This window comes from Trichocoleus sp. ST-U2, assembly GCF_039961875.1.
Taxonomy (GTDB): Bacteria; Cyanobacteriota; Cyanobacteriia; order Cyanobacteriales; family FACHB-T130; genus FACHB-T130.
In genome coordinates this window covers 103,472-119,500 of sequence record NZ_JAMPJY010000017.1, presented here as the reverse complement: position 1 = coordinate 119,500, position 16,029 = coordinate 103,472, and the positions used below count along the sequence as shown (strand labels likewise).

General features: G+C 45.6%; 17 protein-coding genes. 9 read left to right on the top strand and 8 right to left on the bottom strand.

The window, feature by feature from the left end; genetic code table 11:
* Window positions 1-76 precede the first annotated feature (76 nt).
* The 7 genes from NC996_RS13825 to arsM all read right to left on the bottom strand — a co-directional run bounded on the left by NC996_RS13825 (window position 77) and on the right by arsM (window position 5,661).
* Window positions 77-535 (bottom strand): VTT domain-containing protein, encoded by a 459-nt coding sequence (locus NC996_RS13825; protein ID WP_190689236.1) that lies wholly within the window; start codon window positions 533-535, stop codon window positions 77-79.
* Between the two features lie 85 nt (window positions 536-620).
* Complete coding sequence (gene arsS / locus NC996_RS13820) at window positions 621-1,622, bottom strand: arsenosugar biosynthesis radical SAM (seleno)protein ArsS (RefSeq protein WP_190689233.1); 1,002 nt, start codon at window positions 1,620-1,622, stop codon at window positions 621-623.
* Window positions 1,623-2,379: 757 nt separating this feature from the next.
* Entirely contained in the window at window positions 2,380-3,006 is a 627-nt protein-coding gene (gene arsH / locus NC996_RS13815) for an arsenical resistance protein ArsH (protein WP_190438244.1), read from the bottom strand.
* Between the two features lie 72 nt (window positions 3,007-3,078).
* Window positions 3,079-3,492, bottom strand: a complete 414-nt coding sequence (gene arsC, locus NC996_RS13810) for an arsenate reductase, glutathione/glutaredoxin type (RefSeq protein ID WP_190414880.1) — start codon at window positions 3,490-3,492, stop codon at window positions 3,079-3,081.
* A 13-nt stretch (window positions 3,493-3,505) separates the two neighbouring features.
* Complete coding sequence (locus tag NC996_RS13805; protein WP_242033843.1) at window positions 3,506-4,222, bottom strand: MIP/aquaporin family protein; 717 nt, start codon at window positions 4,220-4,222, stop codon at window positions 3,506-3,508.
* An 87-nt stretch (window positions 4,223-4,309) separates the two neighbouring features.
* The gene (locus NC996_RS13800) at window positions 4,310-4,633 is read right to left on the bottom strand and encodes a metalloregulator ArsR/SmtB family transcription factor (protein ID WP_190414878.1); all 324 of its coding nucleotides are present in this window, start codon (window positions 4,631-4,633) and stop codon (window positions 4,310-4,312) included.
* Window positions 4,634-4,692: 59 nt separating this feature from the next.
* Window positions 4,693-5,661: an arsenosugar biosynthesis arsenite methyltransferase ArsM gene (gene arsM, locus NC996_RS13795; RefSeq protein WP_190414877.1), complete on the bottom strand. Its 969-nt coding sequence runs from the start codon at window positions 5,659-5,661 to the stop codon at window positions 4,693-4,695.
* A gap of 191 nt (window positions 5,662-5,852) precedes the next feature.
* Between arsM and NC996_RS13790 the strand changes: the two genes are divergently transcribed.
* From NC996_RS13790 to NC996_RS13780, 3 genes are all read left to right on the top strand, one after another.
* On the top strand, window positions 5,853-6,188 hold the full coding sequence (locus NC996_RS13790; protein WP_242037691.1) for a (2Fe-2S) ferredoxin domain-containing protein: 336 nt from the start codon (window positions 5,853-5,855) through the stop codon (window positions 6,186-6,188).
* A 194-nt stretch (window positions 6,189-6,382) separates the two neighbouring features.
* Complete coding sequence (locus tag NC996_RS13785; protein ID WP_190689254.1) at window positions 6,383-7,357, top strand: M48 family metallopeptidase; 975 nt, start codon at window positions 6,383-6,385, stop codon at window positions 7,355-7,357.
* Window positions 7,358-7,584: 227 nt separating this feature from the next.
* Entirely contained in the window at window positions 7,585-8,871 is a 1,287-nt protein-coding gene (locus NC996_RS13780; protein WP_242031450.1) for a hypothetical protein, read from the top strand.
* A 125-nt stretch (window positions 8,872-8,996) separates the two neighbouring features.
* Here the strand turns inward: NC996_RS13780 and NC996_RS13775 are convergent, their stop codons facing one another.
* A complete protein-coding gene (locus NC996_RS13775) occupies window positions 8,997-10,001 on the bottom strand; it encodes a lysylphosphatidylglycerol synthase domain-containing protein (RefSeq protein WP_190689230.1) in 1,005 nt (334 codons plus the stop codon).
* A 90-nt stretch (window positions 10,002-10,091) separates the two neighbouring features.
* Between NC996_RS13775 and NC996_RS13770 the strand changes: the two genes are divergently transcribed.
* The 6 genes from NC996_RS13770 to NC996_RS13745 all read left to right on the top strand — a co-directional run bounded on the left by NC996_RS13770 (window position 10,092) and on the right by NC996_RS13745 (window position 16,019).
* A complete protein-coding gene (locus NC996_RS13770; protein WP_190430270.1) occupies window positions 10,092-10,262 on the top strand; it encodes a hypothetical protein in 171 nt (56 codons plus the stop codon).
* Between the two features lie 230 nt (window positions 10,263-10,492).
* Complete coding sequence (locus NC996_RS13765; protein WP_190414873.1) at window positions 10,493-11,047, top strand: DUF6658 family protein; 555 nt, start codon at window positions 10,493-10,495, stop codon at window positions 11,045-11,047.
* A 100-nt stretch (window positions 11,048-11,147) separates the two neighbouring features.
* On the top strand, window positions 11,148-11,744 hold the full coding sequence (locus tag NC996_RS13760) for a DUF6658 family protein (protein WP_190414872.1): 597 nt from the start codon (window positions 11,148-11,150) through the stop codon (window positions 11,742-11,744).
* Between the two features lie 363 nt (window positions 11,745-12,107).
* Window positions 12,108-13,088, top strand: a complete 981-nt coding sequence (locus tag NC996_RS13755; RefSeq protein WP_190689227.1) for a HetZ-related protein 2 — start codon at window positions 12,108-12,110, stop codon at window positions 13,086-13,088.
* A 229-nt stretch (window positions 13,089-13,317) separates the two neighbouring features.
* A complete protein-coding gene (locus tag NC996_RS13750; protein ID WP_348260000.1) occupies window positions 13,318-14,667 on the top strand; it encodes a hypothetical protein in 1,350 nt (449 codons plus the stop codon).
* The gene (locus NC996_RS13745) at window positions 14,664-16,019 is read left to right on the top strand and encodes a DUF1822 family protein (RefSeq protein ID WP_190689222.1); all 1,356 of its coding nucleotides are present in this window, start codon (window positions 14,664-14,666) and stop codon (window positions 16,017-16,019) included. The genes NC996_RS13750 and NC996_RS13745 overlap by 4 nt, the downstream gene beginning before the upstream one ends.
* The last annotated feature ends 10 nt before the right edge of the window (window positions 16,020-16,029 follow it).

Here is a 16,029-nt window from a genome sequence, read left to right as displayed (position 1 = left end):
GTATTTCATTAGCTTTACTTATGAATTACCAGGGGTGAGCGTAGAAGACAGGTGAGCGAGCGCATAATTTCAGACCTCATATTACCCCAGCGACGACTTTTGCAAGAGGTCTATTGAACCGCATCAACGCTTGATGTTGACCAAATCGGCGTTCCGCCCAGTCGCGCAGCAGGTAGCGAGACGCCAAAAATGCGCCAATTGCCCCCAGCGTTGCGCCGATGACCGACCAAAGGCTTCCCCAGACGAAACCAAAAACCGCACCAGCCGCAACAGGAAACATAATTCCAGGGATGCCGATGGCGCTGGACAGGGCAAAGACCAGGATAAACAGGCAGACTGCCCAGCTACCGAATCTTTCCAAGTGACTAACCAGGAAAGATTTATCCAACAAAAGTTTCAATGGGCTAAAGATACAGAGCAGGATGCAGATCGAGAGTGCGATCGCTATCCACAAGGGGGGACTTTTGAGCGTTCTGACCCACTGACTGTAACGTTTCGGCATCGGGGAAGCACTTTGGTTGGTCTTATTTCTCATCCGATAAAATCCAGGCAAAATTTTATTTTCCGAACAAACTTTGCCTTGACTGAGAAGAGGGAGAATCCTATTTTTTTTGCTAGTTTCAAATCAGGGCACCCCCACAGCTAGAACCACATCCAGCCGTGCAACCATAGCAGTAAGATGCAGTTTGTATTTCTTCAATAATGTTTAAGCTGCCAGCTTCCAATATCTTGGCAACTGTCAGCTTTTCACCATTGCGGGTTTTCGCCGGTAAATTTTCCATCTGGTTAAAGTCGCAATCATAGACATTTCCCAGATAGTCAATTGAAAGTTCATCCCGACACATTAAATGTTCAAGGGTGCTGCCATTGAAATTTGACTCCAGGAAGTTTAAATAAGGCTTGATTAATTTTCTGTGCTCTAAATGAAACTTTGTTCGCCCAATTGGTAAATTTGTAATCGTGAACAAGCTGTTAAAAACAATGTTGAAATGCTCTTTTAGATAAGCCTTGTAATCTTGTTCCAGATTTACCTGATTGGGGGTTAAAGAAAAATTTTCTGTGGCTGGAACTGGAGGGTTGTATACCAGATCGAGGATTAAGTTAGGGTCAAGACCATAACCTTGCTGATTCAAACATTGCAGTGCCTGAATTGAGTCGTTATAGACCCCAGAACCGCGCATTTTATCAACATTGTCTTCCAAATAGCATGGCAAGGAAGCAACAATTCTCGTTTGGTGTTTGGCACAGTATTCTGGAAGAGTCTCAAACCCTTTTTCAAAATAGATGGTGAGGTTAGACCGCACAATTACTTGTTTACCTGCATCCCGTGCCCCCTCTACCAGGGGTTTAAAACCATAGTTCATTTCCGGGGCACCCCCTGTCAAGTCAACAATCTTGATTTGGGGAAATCTATAGATTAGTTCAATCAGCTGACTACAAACTTCTGGGGTTAGTTCTTCAGTTCGTTTTGGCCCTGCTTCTACATGGCAGTGAGTACAGGCAAGGTTGCAGCGCTTCCCCAAATTGATTTGTAAAACGCTAATTTTACTTTTAGTTAAAGGGACACCAATTTTTTCTTTAAAAGGTGTTACGTTTGAACGAGTTGATTCGAGATTAATCATGAGATAGCCCTAAACAGGGAAAGATGGTTATCGAAGAGCGCGTTGGTAATAACAATGTCAACACTGTCATCTGCCAAAATTCCCTGCCTAAACAGTTGTTTGCCTCATTTTGTAAAACACAAAGAAGGCATAAATGGCACGCGAAAAATTAGGTGCCGTAACGGTGGCAGACAATTTATGGAGAACCTATCTAATAAATTAGTACGCGGACAACTCAATGTTGGATTGAGCAAGCCTAATTGCCGCTAATCTCCTAAAAGGAAGTGACAAAAACACTGTTTTATGTTAATAAATTTTTAAGTACAACTTTAAGCACTGCTGCTGTCGCAGTAGATGCTAGCATAAGTGCCAGGATTTTTTTGTTCTGATTTTTTCTGAAATACAGCGATACTCTGATAACTCATCGTCCTATCCTAATCATTGGCTGTAGCTCAGTACATTGACCCTCGGCAAGATGCGTCGGCTGTTGCCGAACTTGCCCAAAAGATAGAGGGATGTAACCTGCATACTCTCGTGTGACTAAAATTACAGGGGTCAGGGATTAAGCTTAGATATTATTAAATCTTGGCAAGCTGAGTATCAGTTGAGAACAATCTTAGAAGTGGTATATAGCGGTTCTGACGCTTAGTGCCATATACACACTCGTAACCCACCCCCGACCCCTCGACCTCCACGGAAGGGGAATATTGAACCCCGCCCCGTTCGCGGGGCGGGGCTAGGGTCTTTCAAGGGTAGGTTTTTAAAAAGCGAGAGGTCGTTATAACCTCGGCTGAGTTGCTGCTTTTTCCTTGCGTTCGCTGTAGCGATCTGTCAGGTAGTCTACTTGATCTCGGAGTAGTAGCGTAAACTTGTAAAGTTCTTCCATTACGTCGATAACGCGATCGCGATAAGCGGAATCCTTCATCGTTCCGTCTTCATTGAACTCGTTGTACGCTTTAGCAACGGAAGACTGATTCGGGATGGTAAACATCCGCATCCAGCGTCCCAAGATTCGCATAGTATTGACGGCATTAAACGACTGAGAACCACCGCTGACCTGCATGACTGCCAAAGTTCTACCTTGAGTCGGTCTTACTGCCCCTAAAGTTAGAGGAATCCAGTCGATTTGGTTTTTCAGAATGCCGGTAATATTCCCGTGCATCTCTGGACTAGACCAAACTTGACCCTCAGACCACAAGCTTAAATTCCGCAATTCTTGAACCTTCGGATGGTCAGCCTCTACGCTACCGTGAATCGGCAATTCACGCGGGTCAAAGAATTTGGTTTCTGCACCAAAACCTTCGATGATTCTGGCGGCTTCTTCTGCTAATAAACGGCTGTAAGAACGCTCTCTTAAAGAGCCATACAAGAATAAAATTCTGGGTGGATGCTCGAAAGTTGTCATGAGAAGGATAACTTTTGCTCAAGAACCTGCTGAATTGGTTGCTCTATCGGTGTTTGGTTTGTCATTGAAACCTTATCCAACAGGTGTCGCTTCTTCCTTTAGCGATTCGATGAGTTTAGTCACCCGTTCTTTTATCTGATCGCGCACTCTGGGGAAAATTTCAGGCTGTTCAGCCGGATCGTCAAGCTGCCAATCCTCAAATACTTCCCGAAGTACCCAATCTGTCGGCAGATTAACTCCACAACCGCACAGGGAAATTACCACATCAAAGTCTTCAGCCTTGAAGTCGCTAAGGGGTTTCGAGTGTTGATTGGTAATGTCAATACCGATTTCTTTCATGGTAGCGATCGCTTCCGGTCTAACCTGAGAGGCTTCTAATCCAGAGCTAATCACTTCAATTTCTCCCTTACCCAGTGTTTTTGCAAAGCCTTCTGCCATTTGGGAACGGGCAGAATTTTTCTTGCAAACAAACATCACTCGTTTCATCAGGTTTTCTCCCTTACTTAATGTCCCGAAATCCGTTGGAAAGTTGGCTGTAAATCAACACGGCTAATTGCGCCCCTAAGATGGGTGCAACCCAATAAACCCAGTGGTGCTGCCAAATGCCGCCCACTAAAGCGGGGCCGAGCGATCGCACTGGATTCATACTCGCTCCGGTAATTGGCCCCATAAAAGCTGCCTCTAACCCTACCGTCAAGCCAATCGCCAACCCCGCAAAGCCAATCGGGGCGCGGCGATCGAGACCAGAACCAAAAATCACAAACATTAAAATAAACGTGAGAACCGTTTCCAGCACCAGAGATTGCAGCCAATTCCCTTCTAGCGGCACAGTTGCACCCAGATTGCCAACGCGCCCTAAAGCCATCCAGAGTAAAGCTGAGGCGGCAATTGCCCCCAAGGACTGCGCCAAGATGTAGGGCAATACTTGGCGTTTCGGAAAAAAGCCGCTTGTCCAGAAAGCCAGCGTGACCGCCGGGTTAAAGTGAGCGCCGCTAATGTGTCCCAAGGCGTAAATTAAAGCCGCGACAACTGCGCCAAACACAAAGCTGATGCCGAGATGAGTCACCGCACCATCGCTAATTTGGTTTACCATCACGGCACCCGTACCGGCAAACACCAGGATGAATGTACCCACTCCCTCAGCGATCGCTTGTTGCTTGCACGATTGGAAAACTGAGTTCCAACGCGCCATCCGCGACACTGATTTCACGACCATCCCCAGTACCAAAGAATTTTCTGCAACTTACATTTCAAAAAAAGTTGATGAATTAAGCATATTTCAAAAAAAATTGATGTGTCAAGCCTAGTCTTTACAGGGAAGCGCTGATAAGAGCGGGCTGAAGCGACTGTACTCTGCCAAATACTGCTCCAAAACAACAAATTGAGGCAGATTGAGGCTGTAGTAAATCCAGCGCCCTTCCTGTCGGGAGCAAACTAAAGCGGCTTCTTTGAGAGTTTTTAGGTGAAAGGAAAGTTTAGACTGAGTGACCCCCAACTGTTCGCAGAGTTCGCAGACGCAGCGCTCTTGTTCGCGGAGCAGCTCTAGCACTTGAATCCGTAGGGGGTCAGACAGGGCATGAAAGCCAGAAGAAACGGAAGGAGGTGCGATCGCAGGTAGTTTAGCCATCAAGTTTTATTGAAGAATCTCTTCAGCTATCCTATCCAAGCACCCAGCAAATTCGTCACTTAACAGCAACCGCCGCCCGTATAGTACCAGGTTGAATCAGTAATCAGGATGTCTTTTGGCATCAATGCACCAAGCTTTCCTGCTGTCTTATCGCACACCGCGGCTGGTAAACCCCGTGGGAGGATATGCCCATTCGAGTCATCAAAAAACTCTTCGGTGCCGGTGTAAATCGCCGTTTTGCCAGTAAAAATACAAGCACCATCTTCAGGAATTGCCACTTTAAAAGAAACAGAATCCAAACTTTCTAATAGCAATGGTTCCTGCAACCCGTAGCTAGCGCAATCCAGCAGTCGGTAAGGACGCCGCGCTCGAATTTCTATCTGCCCAAATCCAGCATCAATAAGATGCTGAGTATATTGCTCGTAAGTTAAAGCACCTGACAGACACATTGCCCGTAACCGTTCATCCTGCCGCAGATGGGGTGGGATGGGACGAGTGGCGATCGGGTCGCTCATCAGTAGACGACCCCCTGGTTTTAACACCCGGAAGGCTTCTTGAAGCGCCCGATGCAGGTCAGCGGGTTCAAAGATATTAAATAGACAATTCTGCGCCACCACATCTACAGAGGCGTCTGGCACCGGCAGGGAGAAGGCATCCCCTTCCCGAATCTCCACAAAACTGGGGTCAAACCAGGAATTTTCTTGGGCAGCGATCGCTAAGTTCCGAGTCGCTGCCTCGCGCATCGCCGCCACTGGATCGACGGCAATCACCCCACCCGGACGGCGAGAAAAATAAGCAAATTGCAGCGCTTCCAAACCACCGCCAACGCCGACATATAGCACCGTCGGGTCATTAGCGAGTTCAGCGGCATGGACGGTAGTACCGCAACCGTAGTTCATCTCCTGCATCTGAGGCGAAATTTTTAGTCCTGGCAGTTGCAGGGGACTGCTTTGGACACAACAAAGTCCGACTTGTGGCGTCTGCGCTACTTCACTATAAAACTCAGCAGCAGTTTCGAGATAGCTCACTCAAATATTCTCCTAGATTGGCGTTGCGACTTTTTAGCAAATTGCTAAAAATACTCTGATTCCAATCTATAAGGCTATCAAATCCCTAATAAATGAGCATTGCCTGAAAAAGGACTCTCCCCAGCGCTACCAACTTTTCCCCTGGTCTGCTAAGGCGAAGTTAACATAGAGCCATAGGAATTTATACTGTGCTGGACTCAAAAGTGGAAACTGGTTCGCAAGAAAAGTGTTTGGAGCAAGATCGGCGTTGCGTCATCGTTTGCCAGTACCGTTCCTGTTTGGTAAATGGAAGCGCAGAGGTACTTGCCGCTTTTGAGAGTGCTGATATTCCCGGAGTCATAGTGACGGGGAGCGGTTGCCAGGGACAGTGCAGCTGTGGTCCTACAGTGCGAATTGTCCCGGAAGAAACTTGGTACTGCCGAGTTCAACCCAGCGATGTCCAGACGATCGTTGAACAACATTTACAAAAAGGGGAACCAATAGAAGCAAAGCTGAATCCCAGAATTCACATGAAAATTAGTTTTTGAAGTGATTTTCACTCCGATAACTGCCGCCGTGTCAAGTTTTCTCAGATGTAGGTTGGTTACTTGCTTAAATCAAGCAGTTTTTGTGGCAGTTTAACGACACGGCGATCGCGCATCCCTGTGATGTAGATCAAAAGCCGCTCGTTGTATTTCTAGGCTTTAATAGTTCAGTAGAACGCTGTATAAGGCTCATCAATATGCCTACTTATACCGGAATTTCCAGTGAAGCTTTTAGACATCCCCTCGACCGACAAGCCGAGCAAGCCTTACGCAGCGTGCCTGGATTTGATATGGTTGCCCGTAAATTTGTGGAATTTGCCTCTGAGCGTCCCCAGTTTGTCTACCACATGGGCAATAGCATTCAGGTCGGGCCGCGTCAGTATGCTAGCATCTATGGCATTTTCCGGGAATGCTTGCGCGATCTGGACGTTTACCCAGAACCAACGCTTTTCGTTTCCCAAGCGCCTTGGGTTAATGCCAGCGCCCTCGGACAAGAACGCCCTTATGTGATCCTGAACTCTGGACTTTTAGACCTGCTCAACGAAGCGGAACTTCGGGCAGTCATTGCACATGAATTAGGACATATTAAATGCGGTCACACGACCTTACGTCAGATGGCGGTTTGGGCTTTGCAAGCTGTCAATTTTATCGGGAACGCGACCTTTGGCTTCAGCACTTTGGTCAGTACCGGCTTGGTTTTGGCATTTATTGAATGGAGCCGTAAAGCCGAATTATCAGCAGATCGAGCCGCTTTCCTGGTGACAGACGACCTGAATCCGGTGATGCACTTAATGATGAAATTTGCTGGTGGCAGCGCCCGTTATGCCAATGAAGTAAATTTAGATGAATTTATTCGTCAATCGCAAAAATATCAGGAATTGGACGAAGACGGGTTGAATCAAGTCTACAAGTTCTTACTTTACAATAACTTTACTCAAGGTTGGTTTACGACCCATCCCTTTACGGTCGATCGCCTTCACCATTTGCAGGAGTGGGCAAACTCAGAGGAATATCGTCAGATTCGCCGGGGCAATTACCAACGTTCCTCTGCACAGGGCGCGGTGAATGTCTCATCAGAAACAGCCGTTAATGAGGTGGATGCGCTACAGCGTCAAATTGAGGAATTGCAAGAACAAATTAACCGTCTCCGGTCTGAATCAGAAGATCCTTAGCGGTTAAGAGCAAGTTCCCCAAGCGTATGTATTTTCAAGGATTGCTATGGGCAGTCAAGTCAAGTACTATACACTGCAATTAGCATTGACGCTGGGTGCCATCTACTTTCGCTCTTCACACTCTAAGGAAGGACTCAATAGTCCTAATTAATGGAATGGTCAGGGACATTCTATCAGATGGATATCAGGCCGAGTTTCGTGTCATTTCCAACCAGTCAGATCGAGATATGATCTATCGTTTTTTGGTGGACATTGTTCAGCAATGGCCCCCAGAAGCCGTTCTGCAAGAATTTAAGCAGTTATTTATTTATTACAGTCCTAACGCTGTTAATACCAACGCGATCAAAGCGCTTTCAGACATTATCTTTGCAAATGATGAAGAAGAATTTAAAAACACTCTAAAGCGCTCTTGTTATATTCTCATCAATAATTGGGAAACGACGCGAAGCTATAAAGCAATTAAAGAATTAGTTTTAGTATTTAGCGATTTAAATATTAGCAAGTCAACCTTGTCTCCAAGTTTAAGTAAGTTGAGACTTTGGCTTGTAAATTTTATTAAAAGCCAAGACTATCAAGATTTAAAGATATTTGCTGCTAGATACGAAGAACATGAAGCAACCCATTGGAGCCATCGTTATACTTCTTATCTGTTAGTTCCTCAATATGCGAATCTCTCAAACCCCGTCGAACAGCGGGAAGCTGCCAGAGCATTGTCGCAAGAACTGAAAGATCGCTTTAAGTTTGAGCTAGCAATGTATACCACGCGATCGCAGTCGGCGATGCCTAGAGAAATTTTGCCTAAAAACCCGACTGGTTTAGGGGATGAGGTACTGCGTCTGATCAAGACGATTGTTGCGAAACGGGGGCCATTTAGCTATACAAATCTGGCAAATATTTTTCTCCAACAAACTCAAGGACTTCTCTACAAAAACTTTAAGCATAGTCTACAAAAGTATTTAATTTTTTCTGTGGAAAACAGAAAATTTGTAGAGGTCTTGAAAACAAAATTAGAAGAAAAGCTAGATGTTGTATATGAAAATCATCATGAAGAACCGCTAGATGATGCCCTGTTGTTAAGAACCTGTAATCGGGTGATCGAATATTTAACGACTGAAAATCATCGGGAACCTTCGCCTCTATTTATTTTATTGATGTCGCAAGGGCATCCTTTGACTTTAGTAATCGTACTGCTGAAAATTTTATTAATTTGTAAAAATGTTCGCACCCATTTAGAAACTTGCATTGCTGAACTAATCAAATACTATATGCACTATCCGGAAGAGGATTGCAAGTGGGTAGTGAATTTCTTTGAAATATTTCATATAACCTTTGCTATCTATGGTGAAAACGTTCAGTACAATTTGATCAAGATGAACGGAAATGGCACGAAGAAGCTGCCTAACGGGACGGCAGAGATGTATCGGGTTTTTTCTCAACTGAAGTTAGATAGCGATATAAAAGCTGCAACTTCTGCGATCGCAGAGGCGATGTCAGATCAAGTTGCAGAGGATTAGGTTTCTGGCTACCCGTTGAAAGCGGGACAGGGGAACCCCACCCTTAATCCCTCCCCGGTTTTCGGTGAGGGGAACCTGGATTGAGGGGGAATAAAGTTGTCATAGCTGTGTAGTTGATAGCCCTTTTAGCGATCCTTCAGCTCGCTCAAAGTTGCCAATCCAGCAGCGGCGGCTTCCGCTAAAATACTCACCAAGCGGAATAGGGCGACGACGCTGAGGAGAATGGCGGCAGAAAAATGTTGACCGAATAGAGCGATCGCTGTCGCTTCAAATACCCCGATTCCCCCAGGTGCGCCGGGAACAATCAAACCCAACAGCCATGACAAACTAAACCCACTCAGCAGCATTGGGATTTGATTGGGATTCACTGGTGTCAGAGCAAGCATGGCAAACAAAAACCCCGCGCCACGCAGTAACAAAAAGCCAATTTCTCCCAACAAAGGAAATAGAGGATAGCGCTCAAGTCGAAAAGAAGCTTCTGCCGCTTCTGTGGGGGGTTGAGAAGCTGAAGCAGAGATAGCATTTTCTTCTCCCCCACGCCCCTGCGCCCCTGCACCTCTTGCTTTCTTTCCCTTAAATTTACTTGCCAACTGCATCAGCGGGTTCAAAATTCGGGGATGAACGCCCAGCAAAACCACACCCAAACCCAGAAGTTGTAAGGTTCTCGTCTGGGTATTCTGAGGGACACCTGCCCAACCCAACTGGCTACCTGCTAAGGCAACTAATAAAGCGGCAGCCGCCATCAGCAGGGGTTCGAGTAACACGCTGAGAGTCGCGGCACCGAAAGAACCCCCGTGGGATGTCACCGCCACGATGCGCCCGTAGTAGTGCCAGACATTCCCTGGTAAATACTTGGCAAGGTTGGTTTTCAGGTAAACTTGGAGCGCCCATCGAGGCTGAACGGGTTGCCGGAACGATTGCAAAATCCAACTCCAGACGAATCCAGACCAAGTATGAGCCAGTAAAGTAATCAAAAAGGCGATCGCTAGATTTGTCCATCCCGCACCAGTCATTCGGATGGCTGCGACTTCCCGCCAATTGTCTTTGAGAGCTTTTGCCAAAAAAAATAGCGTCCCGCCGAGAATCACCCAGCGCAAGTACGGCTTCAGGGATGACCAAATTTTTTTCATGACCTTTCACACTGGGTAGCGAGTTGAGGCAAATACCTCATCCTAGAGTATGAGAATACCAAAGTGAGAACGGTAGCGAGTCTGTAACTTTTGCCAGAGGGAGCGATCGCTCTTCTGTTTCTACACTTTGCAGACATTCGCGAACAATTTCCCAGCCAAGCTTGGCACATCTGGGATACGGATAACGATCCGCTACCTGATGGTGAGGCAAGTTTGATGTCAGCGATCGCGTTTGAAGCAGCGATGCCCAGACCCATCTGATGCTGAAAGATTGAGAAAAATCAGCCAAGTTCTAGGCTGAGCGATGTTTTTAGCTGGCATGGTCGCGAACCAACCAATATCACCGTAGTTTTGCTTATTTTTTGGGAATCTCTCTACGGTTAGAGAGAGGTTGCTTTTAGTTGCAACCAGAATGTGACCTGCGCTAGAGGTAGGAACACTGTAGCTTTTGTATTGTTTATGACAGTTCGTAAAAATCTTGGGAGTAGTGTGTGAAACACTTAACTGCTTTCTTTAAAAAACTACGGTTACGTCAAATATTGACCGTTTTTTTGGCAGGCGCGTTGCTAATTGTTACCAGCGCTTGTAACAATGGCGATTCTTTAGGGGCACGTCCACAAAATCCCCCCGTGCAAATGGGAGGGAACAACAATCCCCACAGCAATGGTGGAGATGGCTACACGAATTACAAAATGTCTACCGATCCTAACGTCAGCAAAACAGCGAATCCACGCGATCGCGCTGACTTGCAGATCCTGTCCAATCAGTTAATTGCTACCAGCGATTCTGAAATCCTCTACCCGGGTGCTGAGACACCAGCAGGTCGAGCCGCAAAGGAAAAAGAATTGCCCATAAAAACTTCAGAGGATTTTGAAGTCTCTGGAGCTGGAGGTCGTCAACCTATAATCAATCGCAGCGATCCTAATGCCAAGATATTAGAAAGTATCGGTGAAGAGTTCAAAGAGGCTTCCAGCTTCATCAAAGATAAATCAGATGAAGCCGGTCAGAGACCTGAAATGCAAAGCAACCCTGCTTTGCACAAATAAGCAAATAATTGAGATTTTCGATTGGCAGTCAATCGAAAATCTCGGATTGCAATGCTAACCAAAACAACCATTGACTCGTACAGAAAAAGGAGTTTTTTTGATGAACAGCGTAATTAATTGGTTGAAAAAAATCAACTTGGGCAAAATCCTGACCGTGTTTTTGTCCGCCACGATCATTTTTGTTACCACCGCTTGTAATGGTGGGGCACAAGCGAAGACCGCCGACCAAATTAGGGAGGACGTTCCTACAGGTGCCTTAACCAATGAGTATAAAGGTGGGATGAACGACTATAGCGATACCGATCCCAGAAGAGACACCTCAGGCGTAGCAGCTAAGGCAAAAGGCCTAATTGACAATGCTGAGCGCCACGTAATTGACGAGACCGATGACGTAGGTACAAACACCAAGCGGATTCTGGATAAGAAGGGCGAAAACGCTAAACAGTTCGGTGAGAATGTCAAGCAAAATACCGACGCAATTGGCGACAAAGCGCAAAAATCGGCTAGTGATTTCGCTAAGGGAACAAAGCAGGGAATTGAAAATCTCAAGGGCAATACTCAGGATGCAACCAAAGACCTGGGTAAAGGAACGCAGCAGGCAGCTGACAATGTCCAGGAAAATAGTAAATATGCAGGCAGAAATGTAATTGAGAGTGCTAAGCGGGCAGCAGATAAGGCTGCTGATGCGATTGATTAGCAGCGTCTGGAATTAAATAAACACCAGACTCAATCAATGATTCTAGGGGCGGGATAATCCTGCCCCTATTTGCTTTTGTATCCCTATAGCGGTTCTAACTTGAGTGCTATATCACTCGGAACCTCACTCCCAGCCCCTCTCCGTTCACGGAGAGGGGAGAATATTGAACCCCTCTAGTTGAAGTGAAGGGAAGGTCGAGGGGCAAGGGTGGGGTTAAACCGTACTGCATCGAATAGAGAATTGTGATAGTACCCTGTCAGGGTTTCTCCGGGAGAATCCTTTCGGAGAAACCGGATCAAAAATACATAACCTCAGCCTGACTAAAGATATAGCCGAATAGAACACACACTCTCGGCTATTGAAATGAAAAAATTTCTAACCGTTGTGCTGTCTCCAACTGAGGTGGCGAAGCAGCTGGCATCTGACTGTCCTGGCTATAGCGCAGCAACCCATGAAAGTATTGCTCTGTGGCTGGTGGGAGAGGAAGGAGAGCGTTTTGAAACGTTTAACGCAACTCAGAGGGTAATTGCCTTGCAAGCGATGGATTATCGCTATCGCATTTTACGGCAACGCTACTTAGGCGTGGCACCAGAGCGTGCTTATTGCAACTTGACGACTCGGCTGGGGAGTTTAGTATTGCTGAAGAATAAAATTCGGACTTGGGTGGCGCTATCGCGCGATCGCTCGGCAACGGTTGTCGATGTGTTGCAAGAAGTCATTCAGGAATTATTGCATCGCGATCGCTACATTCAACAGCAAATTGCCTGGATTAGCAAATGTACTTCAGACGCTCGCTTAGGCAACTCTCTACTGATGAGCAGCATCGAAGAATACTGTCTCAGACCAATTCGCAACCAGCCACTTTTAGTTTATAGATTTTTTAACTATCTACGTCGTTCCCGGCGGGGAGGGATGACTCATATCCCCGATGGTGAACTGGTGCGACTGATTTCTGAGGAAGTGGTGTCCCACGAGACAAACAATCCGGTGAGTTTCCTTGATATCCACGCAGTTGCCGAGTATCAGGAGAATCAAGCAATTGAAGAACAAATGTTTCTGCGGACAACTGTAAAGCAGGAGTTTTACAACTATTTAGCCGAAAATGTCAGTCGAGAAGCGGCGGTTTGGCTGGAACTTTACCTCGCTGGCAATTCTCAAGAAGCGATCGCTCGCGCCTTGAATTTGCGGACTAGGGAAGTCTATCGTCTGCGGGAAAAAGTCAGTTACCATGCAATTCGCATTTTTGCTCGAAAAACAAAGCCGGAGCTAGTCGCAAGCTGGCTAAAACCCGCCGCAGCAGGTAGAACGTCTGAGCAACTTGTGGCGATAGGAATGGAAAAGTAGCCGAGTGAAGTTTGGGGAAAAGCGGGAATTTCTTGAAGATGTCACTCGCTTTGTTTAAAGTTATCCTTATCGTTTTTAGCCGTTCAATCAGCTCCCCCGAACTTGCCTCAATTGACTTTGATCGGCATCCTGGTTTACGCGAGGCAAGGATGAGGAATTTCAGAGTCGCTTTGCATTTGCACAATTGAGTGAAATAACGATGGGTACGGCATCGAGATACTGGCTTTTGATGAGAATTGATAGTTTCGGCAAGTGTCGAACTGAAGAAGTTGAGTCGGCAAAAGCCTTTTTCTTGACTCAATTTCCCGAACTCTCTGACCGAGAGGATATGCCAGACCGGGAAATTCAACGCCAACTCATGCAGTGGTTCCAGAACGATGACCGTCGCCGCCAGATGGCTGAGGTGTGTCTGCGCTGCTTTATCTCTCATCAAATTCAAGAATTTTGCTTAGAACTAGAGCAGAAGTTTGGCAAAAACCATGACTTCACCAGTATGGAGCTGTTGCCGTTGGTACTCGATAGCACTTTGCGTTCTCCGCGTCAGGAAATGGATGAAAGCCGGACAAACTATCCATCTGTAACCGCTCGAATTTTGCAAACCTTTGACCCCGATAAGAGTAAATTATCTACTTGGACGGTCAGGATGGTAAAAAGCGATCGCTTCCTCAAACGATTCTTACTCGAACACGGAATTGAGCAAGTAACTGACTGGATGATTCTGAGTTACATGAACCCCGGACGATTACAGCGAGTTTTATTAGAGTTTGACCGGACACCAGCAGAAATCAACCAAGCACTTCAGCTACTTGATAGCTACCATCAGATTTATCGCACCCAACTTTTGCAGCACCGCAAGGCTGGAGAGAAAAGCCGATATCCAGACCCAACCGCCTCGCAATTGCGTCAAATGGCTGAACAATTGTCAACCACTGGGACAATATTTCCCGAACAAATCTTAAGAGAATTGCAAGAACTCGCGCAGTTACTCAGAGCCGAACGCCTCCGGACTCGCAAAGGCTTACCGTTAGATAATTCAAGAAATTCCGCGGAAATAAATAGAACATCCTGTGAGGATAATTCTAATGAGCAATCTGAGTTCTTAGCAGGTTATCACCAGCAATTTAATACCTGTTTATCTCAGTCTGTCAAGCAGGTTATTCAAGCTCGCTTTATCTATTTGCAATCAAAAAAAAATCAGAAAGCGCAAAACTTCCTCAAGGCACTTCATTTATTTCACTGTCAGGGAGTTCCTATGAAAGAAATTGCTCCCCAACTTGGCTTAAAAGACCAGCCTCAAGTAAGTCGCCTGCTGGAACTCAAAAACTTACGCAGTGATATTGGACGCCGAACCTTATTGTGCTTGAGAGCTTGCGTTTTAAAGTTAGCTCAATGTTACGTTAATCCTGTGCAGCTCCAAGATTTGGAGTCAAAAGTCCAATTCATTTTAGATAAAGAGATTTCTACAGAGATTGAGAAGGCGAAAAAAGAATCTCACATAGGACACAATCGAGTGATGAACAGTCAACTAGCGGCAACTATTTGTAACCATCTGAATAGCCAGAAAGAAGAACGAGCATGAATTACTTAACAGATTTGACAGATGATTGGGTCGAACTTGAAGAATTGCCAGAAACAATTCCCTTAGAATCGGAGCAGCTTGACCAAGCTGTACAATTGAGCAACCAAGTAGGGAATGAAGACCGAAAATGGCAAATTTATCTTCAAGCTTTAAGTTTATTTAGTTTTGAAGAATGGCTGCGTAAACGAGAACCGGAGATTTATCTAGATAAAGAACATTCTTCAGTTTTACAACCTCAGTATGCTAATGCAATTGACGCCGTTTTTAATTTGAGAATTGGCGAATTTAAAGTTTGTTTAATTTCTACCATCACCTTAACCGACAAAGAACTTACTATCCCTAGAGCCGTAGTAGATTTGCCAGAATTTGCAGCTCATTTTTATGTATTTATTGGTATTGAGGAAGAATTGGAAGTTGCAGCAATTAGAGGTTTTCTGCGTCACGATCAAATGATGAATTATTTACCACAATTAGAACCCGAAGGTGATTGGAATTATCAGATTCCGCTTGCTTGGTTTAATCGCGAACCTAATGAACTATTGCTTTATTTGCAATGTTTAGTTCCATCAGCAATTCCTTTACCTGAAATCCCAACAAATCGTCAGAATACCCTAGCTCGAATGCAGGCTACCCTATTAACATTATTACCCCAACTGCGTAATCGTCCTTTGTGGCAAATCTTGACGTGGGAGCAGGGAACAGCAGTCCTAACGACGCCGGATTTACTTAATTGGCTCTACCAGCCGCTAACTGAGAATACAGCAACCGTTACCAACCATCTATCAGAGTTGCTGCAAATCTTGACTCAGCAAGCAGTAAATGTCAGGAACTGGTTACGCAACCAAGTGGATGAAGTAATGCAAGAATTGTCCTGGGAAGCCTTGCCAGCACCGTCTCCTTTGCGCGGAACTGAGCCACTAAGAGAGTTGCCAGCATCATTCTCCCTTCGCAGAAACGAACAAAACCCATCTCAAGAATTAGATGAAATTTTGATAGAAATTAGTCGCAATAATCAGTTAGAGATTCCAGCCAATACGGGTCGTGCTTACCGAGACTTAACCCTAGTAAATCGGGTGCGGCTGTATGCTGTTACCTGGTCTTTCCCGGATGATGATGGCTGGACGTTATTGCTGATATTAAAGGCGATTTCTGGAAATGAATCTCACGATGAGATGACGTTGCGCGTAAGCGATCGCGTGGAAGTTTTGGCAGAAGATACACTGCACTTAGATGGGGACGAGGACTATATTTTTACTCAAGTGGCGGGGACTTATCAAGATAAATTTCTCGCAACCATTACCTCGGAAACTGGGGAATTCCAAACTTTGCCGCCGTTTGAATTTATTTTATAACTCCTCGAAA

What these genes read in the sequence shown, in the direction of transcription:
- NC996_RS13825 (WP_190689236.1), bottom strand. Translation starts at nt 535, where the DNA reads ATGAGAAATAAGACCAACCAAAGTGCTTCCCCGATGCCGAAACGTTAC.
- arsS (WP_190689233.1), bottom strand. Translation starts at nt 1,622, where the DNA reads ATGATTAATCTCGAATCAACTCGTTCAAACGTAACACCTTTTAAAGAA.
- arsH (WP_190438244.1), bottom strand. Translation starts at nt 3,006, where the DNA reads ATGACAACTTTCGAGCATCCACCCAGAATTTTATTCTTGTATGGCTCT.
- arsC (WP_190414880.1), bottom strand. Translation starts at nt 3,492, where the DNA reads ATGAAACGAGTGATGTTTGTTTGCAAGAAAAATTCTGCCCGTTCCCAA.
- NC996_RS13805 (WP_242033843.1), bottom strand. Translation starts at nt 4,222, where the DNA reads ATGGTCGTGAAATCAGTGTCGCGGATGGCGCGTTGGAACTCAGTTTTC.
- NC996_RS13800 (WP_190414878.1), bottom strand. Translation starts at nt 4,633, where the DNA reads ATGGCTAAACTACCTGCGATCGCACCTCCTTCCGTTTCTTCTGGCTTT.
- NC996_RS13785 (WP_190689254.1), top strand. Translation starts at nt 6,383, where the DNA reads ATGCCTACTTATACCGGAATTTCCAGTGAAGCTTTTAGACATCCCCTC.
- NC996_RS13780 (WP_242031450.1), top strand. Translation starts at nt 7,585, where the DNA reads ATGATCTATCGTTTTTTGGTGGACATTGTTCAGCAATGGCCCCCAGAA.
- NC996_RS13775 (WP_190689230.1), bottom strand. Translation starts at nt 10,001, where the DNA reads ATGAAAAAAATTTGGTCATCCCTGAAGCCGTACTTGCGCTGGGTGATT.
- NC996_RS13760 (WP_190414872.1), top strand. Translation starts at nt 11,148, where the DNA reads ATGAACAGCGTAATTAATTGGTTGAAAAAAATCAACTTGGGCAAAATC.
- NC996_RS13755 (WP_190689227.1), top strand. Translation starts at nt 12,108, where the DNA reads ATGAAAAAATTTCTAACCGTTGTGCTGTCTCCAACTGAGGTGGCGAAG.
- NC996_RS13750 (WP_348260000.1), top strand. Translation starts at nt 13,318, where the DNA reads ATGAGAATTGATAGTTTCGGCAAGTGTCGAACTGAAGAAGTTGAGTCG.
- NC996_RS13745 (WP_190689222.1), top strand. Translation starts at nt 14,664, where the DNA reads ATGAATTACTTAACAGATTTGACAGATGATTGGGTCGAACTTGAAGAA.